Annotated in this window: 24 protein-coding genes and 1 tRNA gene; 14 read left to right on the forward strand and 11 right to left on the reverse strand. The window is 69.7% G+C overall.

Translation table 11 applies throughout. The annotated features are described in order from the left end of the window. Position 1: 1 nt before the first annotated feature. Complete coding sequence (locus tag ACQPY0_RS05050) at positions 2-625, reverse strand: 5-formyltetrahydrofolate cyclo-ligase (RefSeq protein WP_432985376.1); 624 nt, start codon at positions 623-625, stop codon at positions 2-4. Positions 626-710: 85 nt separating this feature from the next. Between ACQPY0_RS05050 and ACQPY0_RS05055 the strand changes: the two genes are divergently transcribed. The 10 genes from ACQPY0_RS05055 to ACQPY0_RS05100 all read left to right on the forward strand — a co-directional run bounded on the left by ACQPY0_RS05055 (position 711) and on the right by ACQPY0_RS05100 (position 8,941). Continuing rightward, positions 711-2,771 (forward strand): diguanylate cyclase, encoded by a 2,061-nt coding sequence (locus ACQPY0_RS05055; RefSeq protein ID WP_432985379.1) that lies wholly within the window; start codon positions 711-713, stop codon positions 2,769-2,771. A 9-nt stretch (positions 2,772-2,780) separates the two neighbouring features. After that, positions 2,781-3,713 carry a UTP--glucose-1-phosphate uridylyltransferase gene (locus tag ACQPY0_RS05060; RefSeq protein ID WP_432985382.1) on the forward strand — a complete coding sequence of 311 codons (933 nt, stop codon included), beginning with the start codon at positions 2,781-2,783 and terminating at the stop codon, positions 3,711-3,713. Next, entirely contained in the window at positions 3,710-4,996 is a 1,287-nt protein-coding gene (locus tag ACQPY0_RS05065) for a molybdopterin molybdotransferase MoeA (RefSeq protein ID WP_432985385.1), read from the forward strand. Before ACQPY0_RS05060 ends, ACQPY0_RS05065 begins: the two co-directional genes overlap by 4 nt. Further along, positions 4,993-5,613 (forward strand): GNAT family N-acetyltransferase, encoded by a 621-nt coding sequence (locus ACQPY0_RS05070; protein WP_432985388.1) that lies wholly within the window; start codon positions 4,993-4,995, stop codon positions 5,611-5,613. Before ACQPY0_RS05065 ends, ACQPY0_RS05070 begins: the two co-directional genes overlap by 4 nt. A 260-nt stretch (positions 5,614-5,873) precedes the next feature. Further along, entirely contained in the window at positions 5,874-6,551 is a 678-nt protein-coding gene (gene sepX, locus ACQPY0_RS05075; protein WP_432985391.1) for a divisome protein SepX/GlpR, read from the forward strand. A gap of 91 nt (positions 6,552-6,642) precedes the next feature. Further along, positions 6,643-6,719: transfer RNA gene (locus ACQPY0_RS05080), tRNA-Ala, on the forward strand. Positions 6,720-7,086: 367 nt separating this feature from the next. Beyond that, the gene (locus ACQPY0_RS05085; protein ID WP_432985394.1) at positions 7,087-7,335 is read left to right on the forward strand and encodes a hypothetical protein; all 249 of its coding nucleotides are present in this window, start codon (positions 7,087-7,089) and stop codon (positions 7,333-7,335) included. Positions 7,336-7,568: 233 nt separating this feature from the next. Beyond that, complete coding sequence (locus tag ACQPY0_RS05090) at positions 7,569-8,276, forward strand: SDR family NAD(P)-dependent oxidoreductase (RefSeq protein WP_432985397.1); 708 nt, start codon at positions 7,569-7,571, stop codon at positions 8,274-8,276. 131 nt (positions 8,277-8,407) lie between these two features. Then, positions 8,408-8,536: a hypothetical protein gene (locus tag ACQPY0_RS05095; protein ID WP_432985400.1), complete on the forward strand. Its 129-nt coding sequence runs from the start codon at positions 8,408-8,410 to the stop codon at positions 8,534-8,536. 63 nt (positions 8,537-8,599) lie between these two features. Then, positions 8,600-8,941: a hypothetical protein gene (locus tag ACQPY0_RS05100; RefSeq protein ID WP_432985403.1), complete on the forward strand. Its 342-nt coding sequence runs from the start codon at positions 8,600-8,602 to the stop codon at positions 8,939-8,941. Here the strand turns inward: ACQPY0_RS05100 and ACQPY0_RS05105 are convergent, their stop codons facing one another. The 3 genes from ACQPY0_RS05105 to ACQPY0_RS05115 form a co-directional block, all read right to left on the reverse strand. Continuing rightward, the gene (locus tag ACQPY0_RS05105; protein WP_432985406.1) at positions 8,942-9,340 is read right to left on the reverse strand and encodes a hypothetical protein; all 399 of its coding nucleotides are present in this window, start codon (positions 9,338-9,340) and stop codon (positions 8,942-8,944) included. Then, positions 9,337-10,026 carry an SDR family oxidoreductase gene (locus ACQPY0_RS05110; protein ID WP_432985409.1) on the reverse strand — a complete coding sequence of 230 codons (690 nt, stop codon included), beginning with the start codon at positions 10,024-10,026 and terminating at the stop codon, positions 9,337-9,339. The genes ACQPY0_RS05105 and ACQPY0_RS05110 overlap by 4 nt, the downstream gene beginning before the upstream one ends. A 149-nt stretch (positions 10,027-10,175) precedes the next feature. Continuing rightward, entirely contained in the window at positions 10,176-11,072 is an 897-nt protein-coding gene (locus tag ACQPY0_RS05115; protein WP_432985412.1) for an RNA polymerase sigma-70 factor, read from the reverse strand. 1,065 nt (positions 11,073-12,137) lie between these two features. On the opposite strand from ACQPY0_RS05115, the gene ACQPY0_RS05120 reads away from it, so the two are divergent. Continuing rightward, positions 12,138-12,842, forward strand: coding sequence for an SAM-dependent methyltransferase (locus ACQPY0_RS05120; protein WP_432985415.1), 705 nt, complete (start codon positions 12,138-12,140; stop codon positions 12,840-12,842). Here ACQPY0_RS05120 and ACQPY0_RS05125 read toward each other — a convergent pair. Together ACQPY0_RS05125 and ACQPY0_RS05130 are read right to left on the reverse strand one after the other, a co-directional pair. Continuing rightward, on the reverse strand, positions 12,767-13,543 hold the full coding sequence (locus tag ACQPY0_RS05125; protein WP_432985418.1) for an enoyl-CoA hydratase/isomerase family protein: 777 nt from the start codon (positions 13,541-13,543) through the stop codon (positions 12,767-12,769). The genes ACQPY0_RS05120 and ACQPY0_RS05125 overlap by 76 nt on opposite strands. 52 nt (positions 13,544-13,595) lie before the next feature. Next, entirely contained in the window at positions 13,596-14,663 is a 1,068-nt protein-coding gene (locus ACQPY0_RS05130) for an LLM class F420-dependent oxidoreductase (RefSeq protein ID WP_432985421.1), read from the reverse strand. A 115-nt stretch (positions 14,664-14,778) separates the two neighbouring features. On the opposite strand from ACQPY0_RS05130, the gene ACQPY0_RS05135 reads away from it, so the two are divergent. After that, entirely contained in the window at positions 14,779-15,327 is a 549-nt protein-coding gene (locus tag ACQPY0_RS05135) for a TetR/AcrR family transcriptional regulator (protein WP_432985424.1), read from the forward strand. Further along, on the forward strand, positions 15,324-16,943 hold the full coding sequence (locus tag ACQPY0_RS05140; RefSeq protein ID WP_432985427.1) for a carboxylesterase/lipase family protein: 1,620 nt from the start codon (positions 15,324-15,326) through the stop codon (positions 16,941-16,943). The genes ACQPY0_RS05135 and ACQPY0_RS05140 overlap by 4 nt, the downstream gene beginning before the upstream one ends. Positions 16,944-17,113: 170 nt before the next feature. Here the strand turns inward: ACQPY0_RS05140 and ACQPY0_RS05145 are convergent, their stop codons facing one another. From ACQPY0_RS05145 to ACQPY0_RS05165, 5 genes are all read right to left on the reverse strand, one after another. Beyond that, complete coding sequence (locus ACQPY0_RS05145; RefSeq protein ID WP_432985430.1) at positions 17,114-18,082, reverse strand: oligopeptide/dipeptide ABC transporter ATP-binding protein; 969 nt, start codon at positions 18,080-18,082, stop codon at positions 17,114-17,116. A gap of 1 nt (position 18,083) precedes the next feature. Beyond that, positions 18,084-20,045, reverse strand: a complete 1,962-nt coding sequence (locus tag ACQPY0_RS05150; protein ID WP_432985433.1) for a dipeptide/oligopeptide/nickel ABC transporter permease/ATP-binding protein — start codon at positions 20,043-20,045, stop codon at positions 18,084-18,086. Then, complete coding sequence (locus tag ACQPY0_RS05155; protein ID WP_432985436.1) at positions 20,042-21,103, reverse strand: ABC transporter permease; 1,062 nt, start codon at positions 21,101-21,103, stop codon at positions 20,042-20,044. Before ACQPY0_RS05155 ends, ACQPY0_RS05150 begins: the two co-directional genes overlap by 4 nt. Beyond that, on the reverse strand, positions 21,003-22,625 hold the full coding sequence (locus ACQPY0_RS05160; RefSeq protein ID WP_432985439.1) for an ABC transporter substrate-binding protein: 1,623 nt from the start codon (positions 22,623-22,625) through the stop codon (positions 21,003-21,005). Before ACQPY0_RS05160 ends, ACQPY0_RS05155 begins: the two co-directional genes overlap by 101 nt. A 611-nt stretch (positions 22,626-23,236) precedes the next feature. After that, positions 23,237-23,377 (reverse strand): hypothetical protein, encoded by a 141-nt coding sequence (locus ACQPY0_RS05165; protein ID WP_432985442.1) that lies wholly within the window; start codon positions 23,375-23,377, stop codon positions 23,237-23,239. 102 nt (positions 23,378-23,479) lie between these two features. Between ACQPY0_RS05165 and ACQPY0_RS05170 the strand changes: the two genes are divergently transcribed. After that, positions 23,480-25,381 (forward strand): LuxR C-terminal-related transcriptional regulator, encoded by a 1,902-nt coding sequence (locus ACQPY0_RS05170; protein ID WP_432985444.1) that lies wholly within the window; start codon positions 23,480-23,482, stop codon positions 25,379-25,381. The last annotated feature ends 15 nt before the right edge of the window (positions 25,382-25,396 follow it).

The following is a 25,396-nucleotide window of genomic DNA, read 5'->3' on the forward strand; positions in this document are numbered from 1 at the left end:
CTCAGCCTCCATCATTGGCACTCAGATACTTCGAGTGCCAATGGTGCGGTATCGGACACCCTTTCGTCCAGCGGACGTGCCCGTTGTCATAAGCGATCAGCGCCCCGCAGACGCGCTGGTCGTGCGCCTCGGCGGGGACGTCGGCCCGGAACTCCCCCGGGTAGAGCAGAACGACCGAGGGGGCCTGGACCCGGGGGAGGACCCGGTCGTAGGAGCCCCCGCCCTGCCCCAGCCGCGTCCCGTCATCCGAGACGGCGAGCCCGGGCAGCAGGACGAGATCCGCCGCCGCGACCGCCTCGACGCCCAGCCGCGGGCCGGTCGGCTCCCGCAGCCCGAAGCGGCCCGGGGCGAAGGCGCCGTCGTACACCGCCCAGTCCAGGTCGTTGTCGTCCAGCAGGACGGGCAGCAGGAGGCGCTCGGCCGCCTCCGCCAGCGCCGGGACCAGGGCCGCGCCGCCGGGCTCCCCGTCCAGTGGCACGTAGGCGGCCGTGGTGCGGGCGGCGGCCCGGCGTAGCAGATCCACCGCGCCGTCGGCCAGGGAACGGTCCGCATTCGCCCGCTCGGTGGCGCCCATGGCCCGGCGAACGGACCGGATGTGCGCTCGCAGCTCGGATTTGGGGGACACCCCGGATAGCGCCACTCGATTCCTCCCTATCTGTGACAGCATCGCACCAACCGACGGAGTGCTTCGACGCGGAGGATGGACGGACGTGACGCTGCGGGCGCGGCTCACCGCCGCCTTCCTCGCGGTCGTCCTGGGCCCCGTCCTGCTCGGGGCGGTCTTCGTGGGGGTCGCCGTCGCCGCCGTGAGCGACCGGCGCGCCTCCGAGCGGCTCGACGCCGGCACCGACAACCTGCGCGCCGCCATCGCCGTCGCCTGCCAGCGGCTGCGCCTGGCCGCCGAGACCGCCGCGCTGCTCGCCGACCGGCCCGACGCCGCCCAGACCGCCGTCGGGCGGGGCCTGGCCCGCGCGGTCGAGGTGACCCGGGCCGACGGCAGCGTCTACACCTCCGCGGGCGACGCCCCGGCCCGCCCGTGGGCCGACTGCGCGGCGCCGACCACGTCCGCGTTCGCCGCGATCTCCGCCTCCGTCGAGGTGCTCGACGCGGCCGGGCGGCGCATCGGCCGGGCCTACGCCGTCGAGCCCGTCGACGCCACCCTGCTCGGCTGGCTCGCCTCCGCCAGCGGCGGGGTCCGCATCAGCTCCCTCGCCCCCGGCACGCCCGCCGGCGCCGAGGAGTCCGGCATCATCGAGGTCGCCCGCGGCCTGGTTCCCGGCGCGACCGGCACCACCGACGCCGGCCGGCTCGTGCGCCGCCTCGACCCGCAGCCCGGCCAGCCGCTCACCCTGGCACTGAGCATCCCCGCGCCCGACACCCAGGGCCTCTACGCCGTCCTCGTCGCCGTCGTCGTCTGCGCCGGCCTGGTCGCCGTCAGCGTCGCCTGGTGGCTGGCCCGCTCCACCACCCAGCCGCTCACCGAGCTCGCCCAGGCCGTCGAGCGGGTCGCCGACGGCGACCTCGGGGCCCGGGTTCCGGTGCGCAGCCAGGACGAGGTCGGGCGGCTCGGGCAGACGTTCAACCGGATGACCCGGGAGATGCAGGGGTACGTCCAGGCGCTCACCGCCAGCCGCGACCAGCTCCGCGGCCAGCTCGGCGTGCTCGGCGACACCCTCGCCGGCACCCACGACCTCGACCGCATCCTCCAGGTCATCCTGCAGACCGCCACCGCCGCGACCGGGGCCCAGGCCGGCGTGGTCGTCATGGCCGACCCGACCGGCACCGAGCTGTGCGGCCAGGTCAGCGAGGGCCTCGCCGGCCTCGACGTGACCGGCCTGCGGCTGGCGCTGGGGGAGGGGCTGCTCGGCGGCGTCGCCGCGTCCGGCGAACCCCGGCGCGGGCGGGTCGACCGCGACGGGCCGATCCTCGCGGCGGGGGAGCCGCGCTGTGTGACATATGTCGCTGTCCCGATCGCCGCCCCGGCCGCCGGCCCGACGACCGGCCTGGAGGGCTACTCCGACCGCCCGCCGGCCGCCCGCGGCGTGCTCGCCCTCTACGACCGGCACGGCTTCGACGAGTTCGACGACGCCGACCTGGTCACCCTGCGCACCTTCGCCGGCCAGGCCGCGGTCGCCGTCGACAACGTCCGGGTGCACGAGGAGGCCCAGCGGCTCTCCCTCACCGACCCGCTGACCGGCCTGTCCAACTACCGCTACCTGCGCGAGTCGCTGCGCCGGGAGGTCGAGCGGGCCAGCCGCTTCGGCCGGGCCCTGGCCGTGCTCGCCCTCGACCTGGACCACTTCAAGGAGGTCAACGACACCCACGGCCACGCCGCCGGCGACGCGGTGCTGGCCGAGTTCGCCCGCCGGCTGCGCGCCGAGATCCGCGAGGTCGACTTCGCCTTCCGCCAGGGCGGCGAGGAGTTCGTGGCGCTGCTGCCCGAGACCGACGCGGGCGGCGCCGCCGTGCTCGCCGAGCGGCTGGGCGCGGCCGTGCGGCGCAGCCCGGTGATCGTCGTGTCCTCCGACGCCGGCCGGCCGCCGCGTCGGATCCCCGTCACTGTATCGATCGGCATCGCGGTCTATCCCCACCACGGGGCGACCGGCGCGGCGGTGCTCGAGGCGGCCGACGACGCCCTCTACGCAGCCAAGGCGGGTGGTCGCGACACGTATCGGCTGGCGAGCGGCGCGAGCGGCGCCAAGGCGAGCGCCGAGGTGACGCCCGGCGCGGCGAAGGCGGCGCAACCACCGCGACAGAGCCGCGGCGGCTAGCCTTTCTACATGCCTGACACGACTCCTCACCAGTCCGCGACGCGCCAGCGGGCTGTCAAAGCCGTGATCCCGGCGGCGGGACTCGCCACCCGCTTCCTCCCGGCGACCAAGGCCGTCCCCAAGGAGCTGCTGCCGGTGGTCGACCGGCCCGTGCTCCAGTACATCGTCGAGGAGGCCACCGCCGCTGGCATCAGGGACATTCTCCTGGTGACCGGCCGCGGCAAGACCTCGATGGTCGACCACTTCGACCGCCGCCCCGATCTCGAGGCCCGCCTCGCCGAGAAGGGCGACACCAAGCGGCTGGAGGCGATCAAGCGCCCCGCCGAGCTCGCCGAGATCTACACCTGCCGGCAGGCCGAACCCCTCGGACTGGGCCACGCGGTGTCCTACGGCGAGTCCCACGTCGGCAACGAAGCCTTCGCGGTGCTGCTCGGTGACGAGTTCTGCGACGAGGCGGAGCCCCTCCTGCCGGCCATGCTCGACCTGCAGGCGCAGACGGGCGGCATCGTGCTGGCGTTCATCGAGGTGGACCCCGAGGAGACCAACCGCTACGGCATCGCCGCCGTGGAGCCCTGCGACCTCAAGGTCGAGGCCGGCGAGACGGTGAAGGTCACCGCGCTGGTCGAGAAGCCCAAGCCCGAGGAGGCGCCGAGCAACCTGGCCATCGTCGGCCGGTATGTGCTGCCCCCCGAACTCTTCGCCGCGATCCGCCGCATCGGCCCCGGCGCCGGCGGCGAGATCCAGCTCACCGACGCCATGGCGCTGCTGCTGGCGGAGGGCACCCCGGTCCACGGCATCGTCTACCGGGGCACCCGGTATGACACCGGCATGCCGCTGGGGTACTTGCAGACGGTCGTCCAGCTCGCGGTCAAGCGCGACGACCTCGGTCCGGCGTTCAGCCAGTGGCTGAACGAGTTCGTGGAGAAGGATCTGCGCGGGTGACAGCGGTTCCAGCGACGGGCTCCCACCACGACGCGGCGCGCGACGCCGGCGTCGGGCCGAACGCGCGCGTCCCCCTCGCCGACTACCTTGCCGGCGTGCTCCGTGGGCTGCGCCCGTTGCCCCCGCTGGACCTGGAGATCACCGCGGCGCACGGCAACGTGCTCGCCGAGGACGTGGTCGGACCGGGCCCCGTGCCCGCGTTCGACCACGCCGCCATCGACGGCTACGCCGCGCGCTTCGACGACGTCACCGACGCCCAGCCCGGCCGCCCGGTCCGGCTGAGCGTCGTCGGCGATCTGGTCGCCTCCAGCTGGCGCCCGGTCCGCCTCACCCCCGGCACCTGCTTCTCGGTCGCGGCCGGCGCCCTGATGCCGGTCTCCGCCGACGTCGTCATCCCGCCCGGCATGACCGACCAGGGCATGGCGGCCGTCGAGGTGTACCACCCCACGAAGCGCGGCCACGGGGTGCGCCGCGCCGGCGACGAGCTGCCCGCCGGGGCGGTCCTGGCCCGGGCCGGCGCCTACGTGACCCCGCCCCTGGTCTCGGTGCTGGCCGCGAGCGGCATCGGCCACGTCGTGGTCCGCCCCAGCCCGCGCGTGGTCGTCATCGCCACCGGCGACGAGCTCGTCGACGTCGGCCGGGCCAGCCAGCCCGGCCAGGTCGTCGACGCCAACTCCCACGCCCTCACCGCGGCCGCGGCGGAGGCGGGCGCGCACGCGTACCGCGTCGGCATCTGCGACGACGACCCGGAGGGCCTGCGCGGCCTGCTCGACGACCAGATGCTGCGCGCCGACCTGATCATCACCACCGGCGGCACCGGCACCGGCCCCGGCGACATGGTGCGCCGCATCCTGTCGCGCACCGTGGTCTTCTCGGACCTTTCCGTGTATCCGTGCAGCTCACTCGGCTACGGCACGGTCGGCGGCCCCAACGGCGTGCCGATCGTCTGCCTGCCCGGCGACCCCGGCGCGGCCCTCATCGGCTTCGAGGTCCTCGCCCGCCCGGTCATCCAACTGCTCGCCGGGGCTGACCCGGTGTTCCGCCCGAGCGTGCGCGCCCACCTGCTGGAGACGGTCAACTCGCCGTCCGGCATGCGCGAGTTCCGGCCGGCGTACATCACGGAGCGCCGCGGCGGCGGGTACACTGTCGCTCCGCTCGCCGGTGGCCCGTACACCCTCTCCGGCCTGGCCGACGCCAACGGCCTCATGGTCCTGGGGGAGAAGGTCATCAGCGCGGCCGCAGGCTCGACGGTGGACGTCATACTCTTGGATAGGCGGCGATGAGTCAGCCAGGATGGCCAGCAATCCTCTCCGACGGTCCGGTCACGCTGCGCCCGTATCGGCGCTCCGACGCGCGCGCCTGGTCAGAGGTGCGCCGGGCCAACGAGCAGTGGCTGGGCAAGTGGGAGCCGACGCCGTATGGCACCTGGCACGACCTCAACTCCGTGGCGGCCTTCCGCGCGGTCCACGCGGACCTGCGCCGCGCCGCCCGGCACGGCACGGCGATGCCGTTCGCGGTCTGCTACGAGGGCCGGCTCGTCGGGCAGTTGACGCTGGGCAACATCGTGCGGCGGGCCTTCTGCTCCGGCTACGCGGGATACTGGATCGACTCCCGTTTCGCCGGCAAGGGGATCATTCCGACCGCCCTGGCCCTGGTCGTCGACCACGCCTTCAGCGTCGGCGGCCTGCACCGCATCGAGGTGAACATCCGCCCGGACAACGCGGCGAGCCGGCGGGTCGTGGAGAAACTGGGATTTCGGCAGGAGGCCTACCATCATCGGTACCTCCACATCGACGGCGACTGGCGCGACCACCTCGGCTACGCGATGACGACCGAGGACCTGGCCGGCGACGACGGCCTGCTGGCCCGCTGGCACAAGGCGACCACCCCCAGCGCGTAGCTCCGCTGCCGCTGTTTCCCGCGCGCCGCTCGCTGGTTCCGCCTTCCGCCAGCGCGCCTTGGTCGATCCTTCGTGGCGACTTTCCCGACATTTCGGGTATATCGGATTTGCTCGTCCGGACGATTGCTTCTGCGTGTTGACGTGGTACACGCCCGCGAGCGACGTAAGGTCTTGAGTCGGAGTTACCGCGTTGTAACTTCCACAGACTTGGATGCCTCGCGCGCGTGGGGGGACCGGCGCGCGAGGCTGGATTAGGAGGGGTGAGGGTGCCGACCTCGGTGCTCCTCGCCGTTCTCGCCGCTGCTGGGCTCCTCGCCCTGGCGCCCGCCCTGGTGCGCCGATACGACGCAACAGAGCGGCTGGTGGCGGAGCGGGCGTTGTCGACCGCGCGGGTGCTGTCCCGCGCGGACCGACGCCGCCGCACCGTGCCCGGCCGCCGCCCGGTCAACCCGCCCCGCCTGCTGGTCCCGCGCGTCTCCTCCGCCCCGGGCCCGCTCCCGCCACCCCGGCGCAACCTGACCCCGGTCCCGCCAAGCGCCCGCCGGAGGGTCCACCGCGCCCCGCGCGCCATGTACCGCCGCCGCCGGGTGCTCCTCGCGCTCGTCCTGCTGAACATGGCCGAGCTGTGCGGGATCATGCTGGTCAGCCCCGGCTTCTGGGTGAGCTTCGCGGTCACGGGCGCCCTGCTGGTCGCCTACCTGGCCCACCTGCGCACCCGAGCCCTGCGCGACCGCCGCCGCCGTCGCGAGGAGGCCAGGTACGCCGCCTGGATCGTCCGCCGCCAGGCCCAGGTCCGCCGGGAACAGCTCCGCCGAGCGGCCGCCCGCCGCGAGGCCCTGGCCCAGCAGTTGGCCGAACGCGACCGCGCCCGACGCGAGGCCGCCCGCCTCAACGCGCTCCGCGGCCGCCCGTACGACACACGCGCCTCGGGCCAGTAGCCGCAAGGTCGACACGCCCCTAACCGATTCGCAAAGCCCGGAGGCGACCTGTTAGTCTTAGCGCCGGTCGTCCGCAAGGACGCACCGAGCTGGGGTTGTGGCGCAGTCTGGTAGCGCACCTCGTTCGCATCGAGGGGGTCAGGGGTTCGAGTCCCCTCAACTCCACCAATGGGCACAGCCTGTTCACAGGCTGTGCCTGTTCGCGTTCGTGGTGGAGTTGGTTTCGCGCTCGCTTCGCTCGCTCCCCAGTGGGGGCTTCGCCACCCACACCCCCCGTGTCGGCGGTCGTTGTTCGAGTTGAGGGAGCAGGGTTCGAGTCCCCTCAACTCCACCAGTGGTGCATGGCCGTTGGCCTGCACATACACAGGTCGGCGGCCATCGGCCTTTGATCCAACACCCCGCATGGGATCCCCATGGGATCGCCGCCGTCCCCGCTAACCGTGGGGCCACACGCGGTGACCCGTAGAAAACTACGCCTGGTGATGGTGGTGTTGATCTCAGCGGAGCCGTCGCCCGCTGAGAGGGGGACCAGTTGATGGCGCAGACAGAGATTCGGCCGCAGAAAGGCGCGTCGCTGACGTACCGGGTGAAATGGCGGACCGGGGGCGGACGCAACGGCCGATGGGATTGGGAGAACTTTGACGACTCGAAGGAAGCCGAACGCTTCGCGAAGCTGATCGACGCCCACCGGAACACTCGGCCGAGCGATCGCTCCAGCGGCCCGTCGGTGCGGTGCGCAGGCGGGATGGTCGCAGTCGGGTTCAAACGTGGGTTCACGCAGTAGGTTTCCCAGCGGACCAATATATCGGCTGCGAAGGTATACCGGAACATCGCCACCGCCTGCGACCGAACAATCCCTCGATCCGCGATCTTGGTACACGCATCCGCCGCAACGCGATCGTCGCCGTCCGTAGGGCCGGCTGCACTCGCCAGTGCTCTGACGTGGCGAAAGCGGATGTCCGGTCGTGGTGCGGTGCTGTTGACCTCAACCCAAGTTCACGTGCTTCGCTGCCGGCTATGAATCTTGACGGGCTACGCGTCGCTGTCACCGGCGCTGGACGCGACACGGGACGGTCGCTGGCAGAAGCGTTTGCCGAGCGCGGCGCACAGGTATTCCTCTCAGCCCGGCATCTGGCGGCGGCCGAGCATGTCGCCGGTCTGATCCGTCGGCGCGGGCGTGGTCATGCGGAGGCATTTCGCTGCGATCTGGGCGAGGCCGACTCGGTGCGCGCGTTCGGTTCGGCGTTGGCCGATCGGACGGAACACCTCGATGTGCTGATCAATAACGGTGCCGTCTACATCGAAGGTGATGACCTGGGGGACGCTTCGGACCTGCAGATCGAGAGCGTGATGGCTGCGGGCGGGACCGGCACCATACTGTTGACCAAACATCTGCTGCCACTGCTGCGAACCTCGCCGCGGCCCGACATCGTCAACATCATCTCCGCCTGCGGCGCGGTCGGGCACCGCCGTTCTGGCGCGCATCCCGCGTTCTACGCTGCCAAGCATGCCCACGCCGGGCTCGCCGGGATCCTCTCGCATCGGCTCAGGCCGGAAGGCATCCGGGTGATTTCCCTCTTTCCGCCGGACTTCGTTCAGGATGGACCGCGGCACGCGAACAGCGACCTCACCGCCCGGTCGGTCGTCGACTGCGTACTGTTCGCGGTCGGGCAGCCACGGGACTGCTTCATCCGCGAGTTCCACTTCGAGCAGGTCCGGCATTGATCAGGACGTCGAGGCCACCGCGGCCACGCTGCGTGGCCGGCCCGCCCGCGCTCGGGATGGCCAGCCGAGCCGCCTGATCGGTACGCCGTTGTCAGTTACTGTGCCGGACCTCGATCGCGAGGATGATTTCCTTGCTCAAGCGGATCGACTACGACACCCGACAGTATGCGGTGTATCCGGCCGGACGGGCGCTGTCCGAAGAAGCGGCGCATCTCTGGGCCGATGTCTTCGCCAAGTGGCGAACGCGCGACCGCCGTTGACGGTCCTGGATCTGGGATCGGGTCGCGGCGGAGATCGACGGGCTGGCGGCCTACATCCGCTCGATGATCGGCCATCTCCGCGAGCATCCTGGGCACACCCGCATGATTGTCGAGGCGATGGGCCACGGCGACGGCGACCACGACCCGGAAGCGCGCTGGCGGCCACTGGCTGAGATCATCACCGTGGCCCGCGATGCGCGAGGGGTGCCGACCGGCGATGCGCGGACTACGGCGGTCATCATTGGCGGAGCCATCGACGCGATCGTCGCCGAACGCCTCCGCGACCCGCGCTATGACACCGCCGCCGCTGCCGAGCAGCTCGTTCAGATGGCCGGCGCCACGATGACACCGCATGGCCACGGTCATGAGCCGACCCACGTGCCGGGGGCCTCGAGCCACCCATAGCTAGGCCTTGTCGAGTCGGTTGGTGAGTGGAAGCAGCGCCAGTGCGATCACGACGGCCGCGGTGAGCGCGATCAGCAACGGCACCCGCTCGCCGGGGGTGAGATGGTGCAGCAGCCGGATGTGGATCAGCAGGTGTGGCGCGGCGAAGACCAGGTACACGGCGAGCGCGGTGCGGGCCATGCTCCGCCGCACGATGAAAACGCTCACGCCCAGCGCCACCGACGTGGCCAGGCTCATCGCGCCGTAGTCCATCATCAGGTGTGCGTTGTACGGCATGCGCATCCCCACCCAGGGGATGTCGAAGAACGAGCGGGGAAACGCCAAGGCCCAGGCACCCACGGCGAACTGGGTCGCCGCGAGGAAGGCCAGGCCCGCGCGGAGCCAGTTGCGTGCGTTCACGCGGTGAGGTACTGGTCGAAGGTGATCCGGCCGTCGGTGTGCTCGGGAGTCAGGTGTCTCCCCGCCCGGTAGCCGCGCATGGCGGCCCCGGGCATCGGCACCGGCACCACGGGCCGGCGGATGGAACGCGAGCGCGCGTAGGCGCGGGCAAGATCGACTGCGAAACGCACCTCGGGCCCGCCCATGTCCGGCATCCGGCCGGCCGGCGGCGCGCCAGCCAGGTCGGCCAGGCGGGCGGCCACCTCGCCGGCGTCGACGGGCTGGAAGCTGACCCCGCTGGGCATCACGATCACCGGCAGCCACCGCTGACTCGTGCACATCCAGACGATGAGATCGTGAAACTGGGTCGTACGCTGGATCGTCCACGGCAGGCCGGACCGTTCCACCAGCTGCTCGCAGGCGAGCTTCGCCCGATAGTAGGGTATGTCCACGCGGTCGACGCCGACGATGGACACGTAGATCAGGTGCGGACGCCCGGCTCGCGCCGCCGCCCGGAGAAGGTTGCGCGTGCCGTGGACGTCCGCGCGGCTGTTGGTGGTCGCACAGTGGACAATCGTGCCGACGCCGTCGACCGCCTCCTCCAGACCTTCGCCGCTGAGAAGATCACCGCGGCAGGTCTGCTCGTCTGATCGCGCCTTGCGATGCAGCACGCGGACCGCATGGCCGGCGGACAGCAGCCGCGGCACGAGCGCGCGGCCGAGCCGGCCGGTACCGCCCGTTACCAGAATCGGGTTCGTCACGGGTCCTAACCCCCTTACCGAGAGCGCGGTGCCGGACCTTCCGACCACGCGGCTGTCAGATCACCGCCTCCCGCCGGGGCCGACGTTCGCGGTACCTATGAAGAACAGGACAGGCGCGCGGAATGTGACAACCGAAGTTTGTCGGGGTTGGCGATGATGCGAATTGCGGTGACCCGGCCGTCCGCCGTCTCCGGCACCAGCACGCCGACCAGTTCCGTGCCGGCCAGGGCCAGCAGCCCCGGTGCTCCGTTCACCTCCGCGGCCGACAGCCGTACCCCCTGGCCGGCGATGTTCCGCGATCCCACCAGGTAGCGCGCCACCCGGGACAGGCCGCAGATGGGTCGCCTGGCGGCACTGACCCGGCCACCACCGTCCACCCACGCAGTCACGTCCTCGGCCAGCACCTTCTCCAACGCCGACAGGTCGCCCTGTTGCGCGGCAGCCAGGAACCGCTCCACCAAGTCGCGACGATGGACCTGGTCCGCCCGCTGATGTGAGCCGTCGTCGCGTGCGTCGGCCAGGCGCCGGCGAGCGCGAGTGTAGATCTGCCGCGAGTTGGCCTCGGACGAGTCGATGACCTCGGCCACCTCCCGATGGCTGTAGGCGAAGGCCTCACGCAGCACGAACACCGCTCGCTCGACGGGGTTGAGCCGTTCCAGCAGCACCAGGAATGCCAGAGAGACCAACTCCCTCTGCTCCGCGCTGTCCAGCGGGCCCAGGGCACCGCCCGCGGTCAGCACCGGCTCCGGCAGCCAGCAGCCGACATAGCTCTCTCGACGCGCACGCGCAGACGTCAACGAGTTCACACACAGGTTGGTTGCCACTTTCGCCAGCCATGCCCACGGCGACTCGACGGCGCTTGCTTGGCGCCAACGGAGAAAGGTGTCCTGGACGACATCCTCGGCTTCCTCGACCGAACCCAGCATCCGATAGGCCAACCCGAGCAGCTTCGAACGGTGCCGCTCGAACTCCTCAACCGCATCGACTGTCACGCCCACCAGCCTCTCAACCGCCTTACACCGACGTGCTGAGTATCTGCTCAGCCTGCCTCGGCCGCTGCTCAGTGACGATGCCGAGACTGGGGTTGATGGTTGTGCTGTCCGTGGTGGTCTATGCGTTGCGCAAACCGCAGCCGCCGTGCGCCAGCGCTGTCGCTGCCGTCGTCGTAGGTGCGACGACCGCAAGAACTTCGATGGGCTGTTGAGGAGGACTTGTCGACTGGCACAGGACCGTCCCGCGGCCGACCGAACAGCTTGCCGGCCGTACGTTCCGGGCCGGGACGGCGTGCCGTACGGGCCGGATTCGCGTACGGGGGTGCACTGGCAGCGCAGCCGCCGACGCGCAGACCGCGTGGCTGCAGCCCGTCACGGCGCCCGGTGCCGGTGGCGAACCGGGCAGAGACTGGCCCGGGCCGCAGGCCGGGCAGACGATGCCCACGGGGAGTTCCTTCAGGCCGGACGCCCGGATGGAGGCCCCGACGAGCGGCACGGCAGCGTCGGCTTTCCGCAGCCGCGAGACCGGGACGGCTACCGCGAGGCGACGATGTATCAGTCACCGCAGAGGCCGTCGACCACAGCCGCCGGGGACCGGACTGGATCGGCTGCCGCGCCCGGTGTGCTTCGGGCTGGCCTGACCGAGCCTGGCCACGTCGAGGGGTGGCCGGGTCAGGCTCCACCTGGTCAGTCGGGACCGGGGGATGTGCGCATCGCCGAGCCGTTGCCGCGGCTGGGGATGCCGTGGCCGCGCCGCCCGTATGAACTGGCGCCGCCGTCGCCGGAACTCGGCGGGAAGGTTCACCGCCGGCCGGACACGGAGATCGACGCGGCGGAGCGGGCGGGGGCGACGCGGTTGCGGTGGGCGGTGGTGCACCGGCTGACCGAGATCACGGCGAACCACGCGGAGGCGGCGTGGCAGCTGCGCTACAGCAAGCCGGTCGCGCCAACGCTGGTGGTGCTGCTGTTCGCGGTGCCTACACCGAGCAGAGGCAGTTGCGGTTCGCGTTACGGGCGGATGCCCGCACGTGGCACCAGAGCGACCGGGTCGCGGATCCTGCAGCGGTGCTGCAGGAGATGGCGGGGATTGTGCACCGCGGCTGGCGGCAGCACGACGTGTCGTTCGACGTGCGGGCGGCGCTGACGAACCAGCCCGACGAGCAGTGGACCGACGAAGACCGGCGACGCCGGCCCGAGTTTGTCGGGGTGGCGTTGTCGACATTGGACACCAGCGAGTACGGGACGTGGAAACGAGCGCAGAGCCGTGCCCGGTTCGGTGATGACGTGCCCTCCGAGGTCCTGACCCAGTATGTCCCGTCACGAGCTGCGGCTGCCAGGCCAGAGGTGTGGGTCGCCGACGATCCGCGCGACAGTGTGCCGACCGCCGCCGAGGTGTGCGACGCGCTGTACGGCGGGTTCCACACCAGCACCGAATCCAGGCGCCTCGCCGGCGAACTCGAGGCCGCGTGGCCGCCGCTGCGCCACCACACCTACGCCGGACGGACGCTGCTACGGCGAATGGTGCAGCACCTGATCGCCGCCGGCGTCGACCAGTTCCTCGACATCGGCGGCGGCATCGCCCAGCACGGCGCCACCCACAAGCTACCGCAAAATCGTCAAACACCCCAAATAAGACACGGTCTAAGCGTCACCTGCCGAAGGATCCGTGATTGCCTGGGCTCGCCCGCACCCGCCTATTTCCCCGCTTTGCCGGCAGCGCCGCCCTGGCTGACGAAAGCTGAGATCCGACTGCGAGTCTCATCGCTGTGAAACAGGGCGTAGATCTCACGTGCCTCAATCTCGAGCCCCGCCGCCAAGGCTTGGCCCTGCCCTCCGATGACGCATCGCTTGATCGCCGCGAGCGCCTCGGCCGGAATCGTGGCAAGGGGACGGGTCAGCGTGTCCAGCTCGGTGGCGATGTCGCTACTTTCTGCCAGCAGGTCGACAAGACCGAGGCGCGTCGCCTCGGCCGGCCCGACAAGCTTTCCGGTGCACATCAGTGAGAGTGCCCTTCCGGTCCCGACGAGCCGTTGGAGCCGCTGCGTTCCTCCGCCCGCGGGCAACAGGCCGAGGACGGCCTCTGGCAGTCCGATCCGATAGGTACCGGCCGCAGCCATGCGAATGTCACAAGCCAGCGCGAGTTCGTAGCCGCCACCCGTCGCGTGACCCTCAATGACAGCGACACAAAGCATCGCAGCCGACTCGAGACGATCGAACGTCTCCTGGACGCGGCGAACGAACCGGAGGTTCTCGTCCGCGCTCGAGCGGTGCAGGATGTTGACGTCAGCCCCACCGCAAAAGAACCGCTGCTGCGCGCTTCTCACGACCAGGACCTTTACCCTGTCATCGCGTTCCGCTGAGTCCAGAGCAGCCTCGAACGCATCCAGCCACGCATGATCGATCACGTTCGTCGGCGCATTGTCCAGGGTAAGGAATGCGACGTGATCGGCACGGGAATACCGCACAACCATCTCAACTCCGGAGGGTAGAAGTCGGAAGTGGATGTTCGTCCAGCCCCGATACTCACGTGGCTGACGACGACGGGCGCCGCTGGGGTACGGAGACAGCCACGAGCTGAACCAGGCGGGCGACGTCGGCGACACGTTGCTCGGGTGTGGCTGCGAGCGGGCTCAGCAGGAGGGTGGTGACGCCGGCACGCGATAGCTGCGCCAGCTGCCGCGCTACCTGATCTTCGTCGCCGAGCAGGGATACCGCACGCACCAGCTCATCGGGCACGGCCCGGGCGGCATCCTTCTTCCGGCCGGCAAGATACAGGTATTGGATCTCGTCCGCCTCGGTCTGGTAGCCGTAGCGACAGGCGAGGTTGTGATAGAAGTTGCGGCCCTTGGCGCCCATGCCGCCGATGTAGAGCGCGATCTGGTCGCGGATCGCATCCAGCCAACGCGGCTCGGGCTCGCCGAGTGCGAAGCCGACCTGCACCATGATGTCCAGCGGCCCGAGGGCCGGCGACCGACGTGCGTGCCCGGCCGCCAGCGATTCTGCCCACACCTGGCCGCTGCGGCCGGGATGAAAGAACAACGGCTGCCACGATTCCGCGATTTCGGCGGCGAGCGCGACGTTGCGAGGGCCGATGGCCGCTAGCGCCACCGGGATGCGCTCCCGGAGTGGGCGATTGATCAGCTTGAGCGGCTTGCCCAGCCCCGTCCCGCGGTCTGCGGGTAACGGAATCTTGTAGTGGCTACCGTCGTACACGAGGCGCTCCCGTCGCCAAACGGCCCGGCAGATCTCGATCACCTCGCGCGTCCGCCCGAGGGGTGCGTCGTACGGGACACCGTGGAAACCCTCGATGACCTGCGGGCCGGACGCGCCGAGACCGAGCGTAAAGCGCCCACCTGAGACGTAGTCAAGGCCGGCCGCGGTCATCGCGGTCAGCGTCGGGGTCCGCGAGTAGACCTGGAGGATCGACGACGTCAGCTGCAGGTGCCGGGTTTTGGCAGCAACGTACCCGAGCTGGCTCACGGCGTCGAAGGAGTACGCCTCCGGTATCGCGACCATGTGGAGCCCGGCGGATTCGTAGTCGACCAGCTGCTCGACGGTCTCCGCAAAGCCGCGCGCGTAGTCGATGGTCATGCCGATCCGCATGGAACCCCCTGCCGGGACTGGACGATTAGCTTACTCATACTATAATCCGCTCATGCAACCAAATCGAAGACCCACCATCACCGAGCGGGCGCGTCGCGACCAGATGGTCGACGCGACCGTGGCAGTGATCGCGGAGGTGGGCTTGGAGAATGCGTCCTTCGCCAAGATCGCGAAACACGCCGGCCTCTCCAGCACGAGCCTGATCTCGTATCACTTCGCCGGCCGGTCGGACCTGATCGCGACCGTGGCGACGCGCGTCAGGACGGCGTTCGCCGACTACGTCATGGCCCGTCTGGACGAGTCATCGCCGATGCGGACCCTGCTGTCGTTCTGCGCGGCGAGCGTCGACTTCATCGGTGAGCGCCCGACCTACATGGTGGCCCTGCGACAGATCCTCGCGGCGGCACCGTCTGGAAAAGGGGCGTCCGGCCTGGCCTCCGACGATCGGGAGCGGCTGGCTGCCCTGTTCGTGGACGGGCAGCGGTGCGGTGACTTCCGGGAGTTCGATCCTGCCACGATGGCCAGCTTCGTGCTCGCACTTCGGGACGACGTGATCGGTCGTTCCATCGCCGAGCCGGGTCTCGACATCAACCTCTGCAGGAACGAGATGGTAGCCGCCGTCGAGCGCGCGACGAGAAAGGACCACCGATGACGGGCTACCGGGGGTTCGGCGTGGTGGCGGCGGTGCTGGCCATCCTCGCCCCGATGCATTCCGCCTTCGCGGCCGGCGCCACCCGGCCGCGCCCCAGCGGTCCGGAGGAGCTGGTACGGACCACCGCGGGTCTCGTGCGCGGCCAAGTCCACGAAGACCATCGCCTATTCCAGGGTATCCCGTACGGCGCTGCGCCGACGGGGCCGCTGCGGTGGAAGCCGGCGAGGAAGCCGGAGTCGTGGACCGGCGTGCGCGACGCAACCAGGCCCGGCGCGAGCTGTCCGCAGCTGCCGGCGGTCTTCGGAGGGGTGGGCAGCACCACCGAAGACTGCCTGTTCCTGAATGTGACCACTCCGCGGGTTGGGTCCAACGGCCCGGCGAAACCGGTGCTCGTCTGGATCCATGGCGCCGGCACGATCGGCTCCGGCGACGTATTCGATGCGTCACGCCTGGCTGCGCAGGGTGACGTCATCGTGGTCACGATCAACTATCGGATGGGCATCTTCGGTGCCTTCGCTCACCCTGAGCTGAAGGACTCCGGCACGATCGGGCTCGAGGACCAGCGCACGGCGCTGCGCTGGGTGCGCGACAACATCGATGCGTTCGGTGGTAACCCGCGGAACGTGACGCTGTTCGGCGTCTCCTTCGGCGCTACCGCCGCCGTTGCCCACACGCTGTCGCCACGTTCTCGCGGCCTGTTCGACAAAGCGATCCTCCACAGCGCCTTCCCGACGCAGGACGCTCCCGACGGCGCCATCTACCCCTTCCTCGGTGCCTTGCCGGTCTACGGCTGGAAGCCCACCGCCGAGGCGACCGAACTCGGCAGCCAGATGGCCGCGGCCTTCGGATGCCACGGGGCACACCAGCTCGACTGCCTGCGCGGGAAGTCGGTGGAGGAGCTCCTGACCTATCCGCAAGGGATGTCGATCTTCCAGACCTACGCCTATGGCAACCAGGAGCTGCCCGGGCTGCCCGAAGACCTGCTGCGGGCGGGCCGTTTCGCGCACGTCCCGATCCTCGCAGGGGCGACCAAGGACGAACACCGCACCTTCGTCGCCATCCGTGAGCTCCTCGGATACCGAATCGAGGACGCCGACTACCCGGCCGTGCTCAGCCAGGCGTTCGGAGACCTGGCCGACGAGGTCGCGGCGGAGTACCCCTTGTCCGAATATCCCAACGCGCGCGTGGCCTTCGCCAGCGTGATGACCGACCGGATGTGGGCATTGAAAACACGTGAGTATCTCGACCTTTACGGTGCTGAGAACCGCGTGTACTTCTACGAGTTCGCCGATGAGTTCCCACCGCCGGAGTTTCCCTTCCCCGAGGTCCTGCCGTCCGGCGCCTACCACAACTCCGACATCAGCTACCTGTTCCGTGCACCCGCGTTCGAGGCGCAGCTCACCGCGGCGCAGCGCGAGCTCTCGGACTCGATGATCGCGTACTGGTCGAGTTTCGCGTGGTCGGGTAAGCCGACGGCGGCGGGCCAACCAGAGTGGCCTCGTTACGACACAACCGGCGAGGTGCTGTCACTGGCGCCGGGTCCTGGCGGCATCGGGCCGGTGGACTATGCCGAGGAGCACAAGCTCGCGTTCTGGAGGAGCATTACCGGCTCCTGAAAGTCGCTCTCCGACCTGCGCGTTGCGATCCACGCCCGCCGTTCGACCGGTCCTTGGGGTCGGACGGCGGGCGCAGTGGCGTCTGCCGGCAATGCCGTACGACCGCCAAGTGGACGGAGTCGGTGACGCCGTGGTGGACTCGCGCTGCGGATTCGACCAGGCGCTGGGAGTCAGACCGGGTTGTGGCAGGCGAGCCAGTGGTTCTCGCCTACCTTTCGCAGCTTCGGCTCTTCGACGCGGCATCGATCGGTCGCCAGTAGGCACCGGGCGCTGAAGCGGCAGCCGGGCGGAGGTGAGATCGGTGATTGCGGCTCGGCGTTGGGCACCGTCTTGCTCACGATCCCTCGGTTGGCCGCGGACGGCAGCGCGGAGATCAGCGTATGGGTGTAGGGATGACGAGGCTGGAAGAACAGGGTCTCCGTGGGAACCAGCTCGCAGGTCTTGCCCAGGTACAGGACGAGGACCCGATCGCTGACGAAATTGACCACGCCGAGATCGTGCGAGATGAACATCATGGAAAGGTCCAGCTCGCGACGAAGGCGCTTGAGGAGGTTGAGGACTTGTGCTTGGACCGAGACGTCCAGCGCCGACACTGGCTCGTCGCAGACCAGCAGCCGGGGCTCGACCGCGAGCGCACGCGCGATGCTAACGCGCTGGCACTGCCCTCCCGAGAGCTCGGCCGGCAGCCGATCGCGCAGCGCCGGGTCGAGGCCGACCGAGAGCATCACGGCGTCGATCCGGTTGTCGATGTCGTGGTAGCCCCAGATCCGCATGCCTTCGGCGATCGCCTCGCCAATGCGGCGGCGGGGGTTCAGCGCGGACCGAGGGCTCTGGAACACCAGCTGCATCGCTCGCCGGTGTCGTCGCTGCCGCGCGGCCGATTGCCCGACGAGCTCATCGCCATCGAGGCGCACCGACCCCGTGGCGCCCTTGGCGAGCTGCATGACCGCCATCGCTGCCGATGATTTGCCGCAGCCTGACTCGCCCACTATCCCCAGGGTTTCGCCGCGGCCGATGTCGAAGCTCAGGTCGGCGACCGCATGGAGGGATACGCCGCGCCGGATTCGATGCCGTACGTCGAGGCCCTCGACTCGCAGCACCACGTCGTCGCGCAGGTGCTCGCGCCCACTGCCGGCCATGTCAGTCCTTTCCTTGCTCGCCGGTCGTGATCGGATCGGAGACGTTCACGCCGAGCGGATGCCAGCACGCGTACAGATGGTCGGACGCCGGTGCAGCGCGCACCAGCGATGGCTGCTCGACCCGGCACCGGTTGCCGGCCTGCGGGCAGCGCTGGACGAACACGCAGCCGGTGCTGTCGCCCACGGGCGGCGTAGGCTGCCCGTTGATCGTGGTGAGCTCGTCGACACGGTGGAAGGGATCGGGAACGGCGTCGAGCAGCGCCCGGGTGTACGGCATCCGCGGATGCGACAGCACCTCCTCCGCCGGGCCGCGCTCGACTATCCGTCCCCGGTACATGACCACCACGTCGTCAGCCCAGTGAGCAATGAGCGGCAGGTCGTGGCTGACGAGGACCAGAGCGGCTCCCCGCGCGTCACGGATGTCATGGAGGAGTTGCAGCACCTGCTGCTGGACGGTGACGTCGAGGGCGGTGGTGGGCTCGTCGGCAAGGAGCAGATCTGGGTCGCTGACCAGGGCCATGGCGATCAGGACCCGCTGACGCATGCCACCCGACAGCTGGTGGGGATACTGCTTCAACCGGCGGGCAGGGTCGGTGAGGCTTACGCTGGCGAGCAGTTCCCGGGCACGGGCGTCGGCCGTTCGTCGATCCACCCCGAGGTGCAAGCGGAGCAGCTCCCGCATCTGGCTACCGATCGTGCGGACCGGGTTCAGGGCCGCCGAGGTGTCTTGGAAGATGACCCCGATCCGTGCCTTGGTCAGGCTGGCGAACTCGGCGTCGCTGAGCCTGGTGACCTCGGTGCCGGCGAACCACGCCCGGCCGCTTCGCTCGATCGCGTTGTCCGTGCCGATCCGCAAGAACGATCGGATCAGCACGGACTTCCCCGACCCCGACTCGCCGACGATTCCCAGGGTGCGGCCCGCAGCCACGCTCACCGATACCCCGTCGACCGCGCGCAGCGGCCCCCTCGGCGTGTCGAAGATTGTGCGCATGTCCCGCAGGCACAGGGCGGCAGATGCGGGGTCATCACCCGGCCGCACGGACTCCTGCTCCGGTCGGACCTCGACGGACGCGGGCACCGTCCTATGACCCGGTAGGGAACGACGCGCCCGCCGACTGCCGTCCATGAGGGTCACGTCGTGGAGCCAGTTCAGGGCGAGCACCGTGACCACCATGACGGTCGAGGGCACCATGGTCGCCCACATGCTGCTGTCCAGACTGCTCCGGCCCTCCTCGATCATCCCGCCCCAGGTCGGGATGGGCGGACGGATCGAGAGGCCCAGAAACGCCAAGCTTCCCTCGGCCACGATGGTCACGCCGATCAGGAGGAACGCGAACGAGAGCACCGGGGGGAGGATGTTGGGCACGATGTCGCGTCGGATCGTCCGCAGCGGCGTGGCCCCGAGGACCCGACTCGAGATCACGAATTCGCGCTCCCGGATCGCGATTGTGCTGCCGCGGACGAGACGGGCCGCCGACGGTGCGCTGAGCACGCCGAGGACCAGCGTCACCGTGGTCAATGATCCCCCCAGGAACGTGACGGCCATGAGCGCCACGACCAGGCTGGGGAAGGCCAGCATCGCGTCGACGACGGTGGTCGCGACCGTGTCGACCCACCCGCGACGGTAGCCGGCCAGGGTGCCGAGGAGACCACCGAGGAGTACGGCAAGTACGGTGGCGCCGATACCTGCTCCGAGCGAGATTCTGGCGCCGTGGGCCACGCGCGCGAGGATGTCCCGACCCAGTGCATCGGTTCCCAGCAGGTTGCTGCTCGACGGTCCGGACCGAGGCGATCCGTCGAGGGTCTGCAGCGGGTCGGCCAACGGCAGCACATCGGCGAAGACCGCGAGACCGACGACAAGGGCGAGCCACGCGGCGCAACACCAGAAGAGCAGCCCCCGTTGCCTGGCCCTCTCGGCTCGGCCCCTTCCCACCCGTGCGGCGTGCCCGGTCGTTTCGCTCATGTGCGGATCCTTGGGTCCAGGAGCGCGTACATGATGTCGACACTCAGGTTGATCACGACGTACGCGAACGCGATGACGAGCACGGCGCCCTGGAGGGTCACGAAGTCTCGGGAAAGGCCGGCGTCGACCAGCAGCCGGCCGACGCCCGGGAGTCCGAACAGGCTTTCCACGATCACTGAACCTCCCATCAACGCCCCGAGGCTTAGTCCGATCACCGTCAGCAACGAGGTGAGCGAAGGCCGCAGCGCATGGTGCACCAGGACCCGCCACCTTCCGTAACCGCGCAGTCTCGCCAGCACGATGTAGTCCTCTTTCAGGGTGGCGCTCAGGTCGACATGCAGCATCCGGTAGTACAGGGCGACCTGCCCCAGCGCGAGCGTGAGGACCGGCAGGATGATCGACCGCACGTGTTGGAGCAACCCGTCTTCGGGCGGCGTGTATCCCCCGATGTCCAGCCATCCGAGCTGGAGTCCCACGACCGCGGCCAAGCCAATCCCGACCACGAATGTCGGGCTGGACAGGAACACCAGGCTCACGGCCGAGCTCGCGCGAGCCGGGAGGCCGTCCGGTTTGTCCGCCGTGAGCAGCGCCAGGGCGAGCGCCACCACCAGCGCGAGCACAACGGACGCGATCAGCAGCTCCAACGTCAATGGCAGCCGCTCCCCGATGGTCTCGGTCACCGAGGTGCGGTTGGTGACCGACTCTCCGAGGTCGCCGCGGAGCGCGCCCCCGAGCCACTCGACGTAGCGCTGGATCGGGTTCTGGTCCAGGTCCATCGCCTCGCGCAGCTCGGCGCGCGCCTCCTCGGTCGCTCCGGTACCGAGAATCGCCAGCGTCGGGTCACCCGGCAGCAGATTGATCAGCAGCTGCGACGCGAAGCTGACGGCCACCAGGACGACGAGCAAGCGGGTTGCACGCAGCGCCAGCACCCCCAAGACATGAAACACCGTCGCGGCCTCAGTGCTCGACCCACACACTGGCGAAAGAAAGCGACGGAGACGGTGCGCCGTACGGGCCCGCCTCCTGCTGGCCGCTGGGCAAGACGTCTGCACCGACACCGTGCACCTTGCTGCCGGTGATGATGGCCGAGGCGTTCGCGTGGTCGATCCAGATGATCGGGACCAGGTCCGCCAGCCGCTCCTGCACGGTGGCGTACGCGGCCACGCGCTGATCCGTGTCGGTGGTCGTACGGCCGGCGTCGAATGCCGCGTCGAGCTCGGCGTCCTTCAACCGCGTGATCACCGTGGACATCTGACCCAGGGGGGTGAGACCACTGCTGTGGAAGAGACGCCTCTCCAGGTCCGGGTCTGCCGCACCGAACTCGTACGCCGAGCTGACGTCGTAGTCGCCGGTGAGCAGCCGCTGGACCAACGTGGTCTGGTCCACCTGGTCGATCTTGAGGTCGACGCCAGCCTTACCCCACATGTCTTGGAGTAACTGGGCGCTCTGGGTCGCAGCCGGATCGGCCAGGGTTATCAGGCTCAGCTTCACCGGCCCGTTCGCTGCCTCGTACCGCCTGACCGCCTCCGTCGCCTTGCCGAGGTCGAACGTCGGGTAATCCGTCTTGTGGTACCACGGGGTGTCCTGCGACCACGGGCCGGTCGCCGGCTCGGTCAATCCGCCGCGCAGCGTCTTCACGAAGGCCTGTTGGTCGGTTGCGTGGGCCAGGGCGCGCCTGAGCTCCACGTCGCCGAGCTGCTTACTGGCGGTGTTGAGGAAGAAGAGTCCCTCCGTCACCGCCATACCCTTCACCCGCGTCGTCGTGTACGCCGGGTCTTTGCCGAACCTCAGCACGTCCTGGGGATCCCGGCTCGACATGCCGTCGACGTCATGGGCCCTCACGGCGAGTGTGCGCTGCGTCCCGTCCGGCACGATCCGAAACTCGACCTCGTCGAGGTAGGGAAGTCCCTTGTCGGCGCGCCAGTACTTGGGGTTCTTCTTCACCTTCATCGACGATCCGGCCACGTGGCCGACGAACAGGAAGGGGCCCGTGCCGATGGGGGCGTCGCTCGCCTGCTTCGGGTTTTCGAGGGAGCTGAGCGGGACGACCAGTCCTGCTGAACCCGTCAGGTAATAGGGGAACGTCGCCCAGGGCTTCGACATCGACACCACGACGGTCATTGCATCGGTGGCCTCGACAGACTTGACAGCAGCAAAGGTCGAGGCGTTCAGCGGCGCCTTCAGCTGTGCCTTCAGGTTGGCGGCCACCACCGCCGCATCCAACGCATCTCCGTTGGAGAATGTGATCCCGTCGCGCACCTTGATCGTCCACTGGGTTGCGTCCGTGTTCGGCCCGATGCTCTTGGCGAGGAACGGCTGCCATTTGCTGTCGCTGTCCAGCGCGACCAGCGGCTCGAGGATGGTCCGAATCATCGTGTACGTCTGTCCGCTGAAGGATGCTGCGTTGCTGATCGGGTCGAAGCCCGCAGCGTCTGCACTGAGGACGAACGTCAGCTTGCCACCGGCCTGTGGCTCACGGTCGCCCCCGCTGTTGCCTCCGTTGGCGCCGCACCCAACCAGGATCATGGTCGTGGCCAATGCCACGACAGAGGCGCGGAGTTTTGCATCTCGAACCGACACGTCCTCTTCCCTTCGTCAGCTGTCGGTTCGGGGCACCGGCAGCGATCCTTAGGGGATGATGGGCCGGTAACCCGGGTCACCATAGTAGGGAGTCCCCTACCTTAAGTGCCTCGAGTTCCGCCCTCCCGACGCTCGCCAGCCGCTCTTGGCGGGCGTGACGAGATCCTGAGAGGTAGCCGGTGACCCCGAAACGTGGCGCGAGAACTCGCGAAGCTGCGCTGGGTCAGGATCCAGCCCTCGATCCGGCCGCCGGCGTCAAATCCGCGGTGATGGAGGCTGTCTCCGGCTTCCGTACCACCGGTGGCCTCGTTGTGGTGCAGGGCGGCCCCGGCGCAGGCGCCTCGCATCTGCTGCGGTCCGTCGCGCAGGCCTGCCGCAGCTGCGGGTGGCCCGTGATCGACGCTGCCGAGCTCGAGGACGCGACCATCTTCGAGGCGTCCGCCACAGGGAACGGCCGAGCCGTCGCGTTCGGGGACGTGACCACATCTCCCATGACTGTGGCGGACCAGGTGGTCCTCGTCGTGAGTGTCACGTCAGGTCTGCCCTGGCCGAGCTTGGTGACAACCGAGGCGGTCCGCCTCCTCGACGAGTCGCGGTTGCACGTCGTCAACCTACCGCGGCTCAGTCCGGCTGCCGTTTCCGCGATCATCCGCGCGGTCGAGCCCGGCCTGTCCGAGCCGGACGTCAAACAACTCGCGATCGCGGCGGGTGGCAACCCCCTCGTCGCGAAGCACCTCGCCCGGCACGGTCACCTCGTGACTCCTCCGCTGGACGCGGTCCTCGTCAGCCGCCTGCTCGATCGGTTCGGCACAGCGGCGCGTGCCGTCGCCTTCGCCGTTTCGGCGCTGACGTCAGTGGCCCTCGACGACCTGCCGCTGGTCGCCGACATGTGCGAGCTGCCACTCGCGGCAGCCGCCCGTGAGTTCGACGTTCTCGTGGAGGCGAGCCTGATCGCCGCCACCCCGGACGCGGACGGGTACGTCATGTCAGTGCCCTGGCTCGCCGACGCTCTGTACGCGAGCCTGGGACCGGCGTCGCGCGACCGCATCCACCGGTCGGCAGCAGATACCCTGTGCTCGCGCCCGGTGGTGCACCACGAGCGCGTCGCTCACCATCTGCTCCGGTTGTCGAGCACCACCGATGAGGCCCAGATCGCCCGATTGGTCACCGCGGCCGGCCACCTGACCGCCAGGTCCCCTGAGATGGCCGTCAAGTGCTACCGGCGCATCCTCTCCCACGTGAACGGTCCGCCCGAACGTGTCGCTGAGCTCACCGCCCGTCTCGCACGTGCAAATCTGCTGGCCGGCCGACCCGAGGAGACGGTCGACGTCGGTCGGGCCCTCCTGAACGCTCCCGGAGCGGGGTCGTCCGAGGCCTACCCGTGGCTGCTGCCGGTTGTCACGGAGGCGATGAAGGCAACCTCCGCGGTCGAGGAGGCCGAGACCATCCTGCGCACCGACACCGAGGGGATCGACGAACTCCGGGACGCCCAGGCGGCGTACCTGTTCGCCGTCTCCGGGCGTGACGCGGAGGCGCGCAGGCGCGTACAACGGGTCCGCGGGTCCCTGGCGAAGCACTCGATCCGCGGCCAGGTCAACATGCTCGGCAGCCTCCTGCACGCCCAGTGCATCGCTGGCGACTTCGACGGGCTCCGAGACGACGCCGCCCTGCTCACCGGGATCATCGACCAGGCACCGGATGAGGTCAGGCTGCACGCTTGGGCGACTCTCGCCCACGTCCGGTCGGTCGAGGGCGACCTGACCGCGAGCGCGCGTGCGGCGTCCAAAGCCGAGGCCCTGCTACGAGGAGACGCCTGGGGCATCTACGTGCCGGGGGTCCAGTATGCGCGGGCCGCAGTCGGGTTCGCCGACGGGCACTGGGACGAGGCGCTGCGCATCGCGGAGCAGGCCGATGCTCCGCTGGCGCAGTCGGGCAACGCGAGCTACCTGCACCTCATGCGGCACATCAGGACCCGGATCCTCGCCAACCGCGGCGAGTTCGCCGACGCCCTGCGGGTGGCTGCGGCGCCGGTGCCGGCACCGCAGTTCGTCAGGGCCATGCGAACACTGGCACTTGCCGAGATCGAAATCCTGGAGGGCAGTGCCGGCGCCGGCGCCGAGCGGCTGAAGGCGGCCTTGGGCGAGGAGGGCCTTCCCGGGGAGGTCCGCGCCGGCCTGCTGTCCATGCTCAGCTCGGCGGCGGTGGCGCAAGGCGACGAGGCGACGGCCTGGGACTGCTTTGGCGAAGTCGACCAACGCTCAGGAGTGGCCGCCGCGAGCCGTCAGGTGCGACTCGAGACGCGGCTCGCACTGGCGCGCGTGGAGGCCTCTGGTGAAATGGCTCAGGAAGTGCTGCGCGAAGCTGTCGACCACGGGTTCAGGTTGTTCGAGGGACGCGCGCTGCTCACGCTCGGCTGTCTCGATATCGACCCGGAGACCAATCTCACCCAGGCGATGAAGGTCTTCGGTGAGCTGAACGCGTTGCCTTGGCGGCGGTCCGCGGCGATCGAGTTGCGCGAACACGGCTTCCGCGTGCCCCGGCGCCCTCGCACCAGAACGGACGCCCTGACCGAGACCGACATCCAGCTGGCGCGGCTGGTTCAGGCCGCCCGGTCGAACAAGGAGATCGCCGACGTCATGTCGCTCAGCGTCAAGACCGTCGAGGTCTACCTGAGCCGCCTGTACGTCAAGGCCGGCTGCAAGAACCGGCTCGATCTGGCCAGAGCGGCGGACGAGGGTCGACTCGCCATAGACTGACCACCACCGCGGCGC

The organism is Dactylosporangium sp. CA-233914, from assembly GCF_050942935.1.
Lineage (GTDB): Bacteria > Actinomycetota > Actinomycetes > Mycobacteriales > Micromonosporaceae > Dactylosporangium.

Bases quoted from the DNA above. Each gene is read 5' to 3' on its own strand.
- ACQPY0_RS05100 (WP_432985403.1), top strand. From the start codon at position 8,600: ATGATCGGCCATCTCCGCGAGCATCCTGGGCACACCCGCATGATTGTC.
- ACQPY0_RS05135 (WP_432985424.1), top strand. From the start codon at position 14,779: ATGGTCGACGCGACCGTGGCAGTGATCGCGGAGGTGGGCTTGGAGAAT.
- ACQPY0_RS05130 (WP_432985421.1), bottom strand. From the start codon at position 14,663: ATGACCATCGACTACGCGCGCGGCTTTGCGGAGACCGTCGAGCAGCTG.
- ACQPY0_RS05150 (WP_432985433.1), bottom strand. From the start codon at position 20,045: ATGAGCGAAACGACCGGGCACGCCGCACGGGTGGGAAGGGGCCGAGCC.
- ACQPY0_RS05070 (WP_432985388.1), top strand. From the start codon at position 4,993: ATGAGTCAGCCAGGATGGCCAGCAATCCTCTCCGACGGTCCGGTCACG.
- ACQPY0_RS05060 (WP_432985382.1), top strand. From the start codon at position 2,781: ATGCCTGACACGACTCCTCACCAGTCCGCGACGCGCCAGCGGGCTGTC.
- ACQPY0_RS05125 (WP_432985418.1), bottom strand. From the start codon at position 13,543: ATGGTTGTGCGGTATTCCCGTGCCGATCACGTCGCATTCCTTACCCTG.
- ACQPY0_RS05145 (WP_432985430.1), bottom strand. From the start codon at position 18,082: ATGGCCGGCAGTGGGCGCGAGCACCTGCGCGACGACGTGGTGCTGCGA.
- ACQPY0_RS05140 (WP_432985427.1), top strand. From the start codon at position 15,324: ATGACGGGCTACCGGGGGTTCGGCGTGGTGGCGGCGGTGCTGGCCATC.
- ACQPY0_RS05085 (WP_432985394.1), top strand. From the start codon at position 7,087: ATGGCGCAGACAGAGATTCGGCCGCAGAAAGGCGCGTCGCTGACGTAC.
- ACQPY0_RS05090 (WP_432985397.1), top strand. From the start codon at position 7,569: ATGAATCTTGACGGGCTACGCGTCGCTGTCACCGGCGCTGGACGCGAC.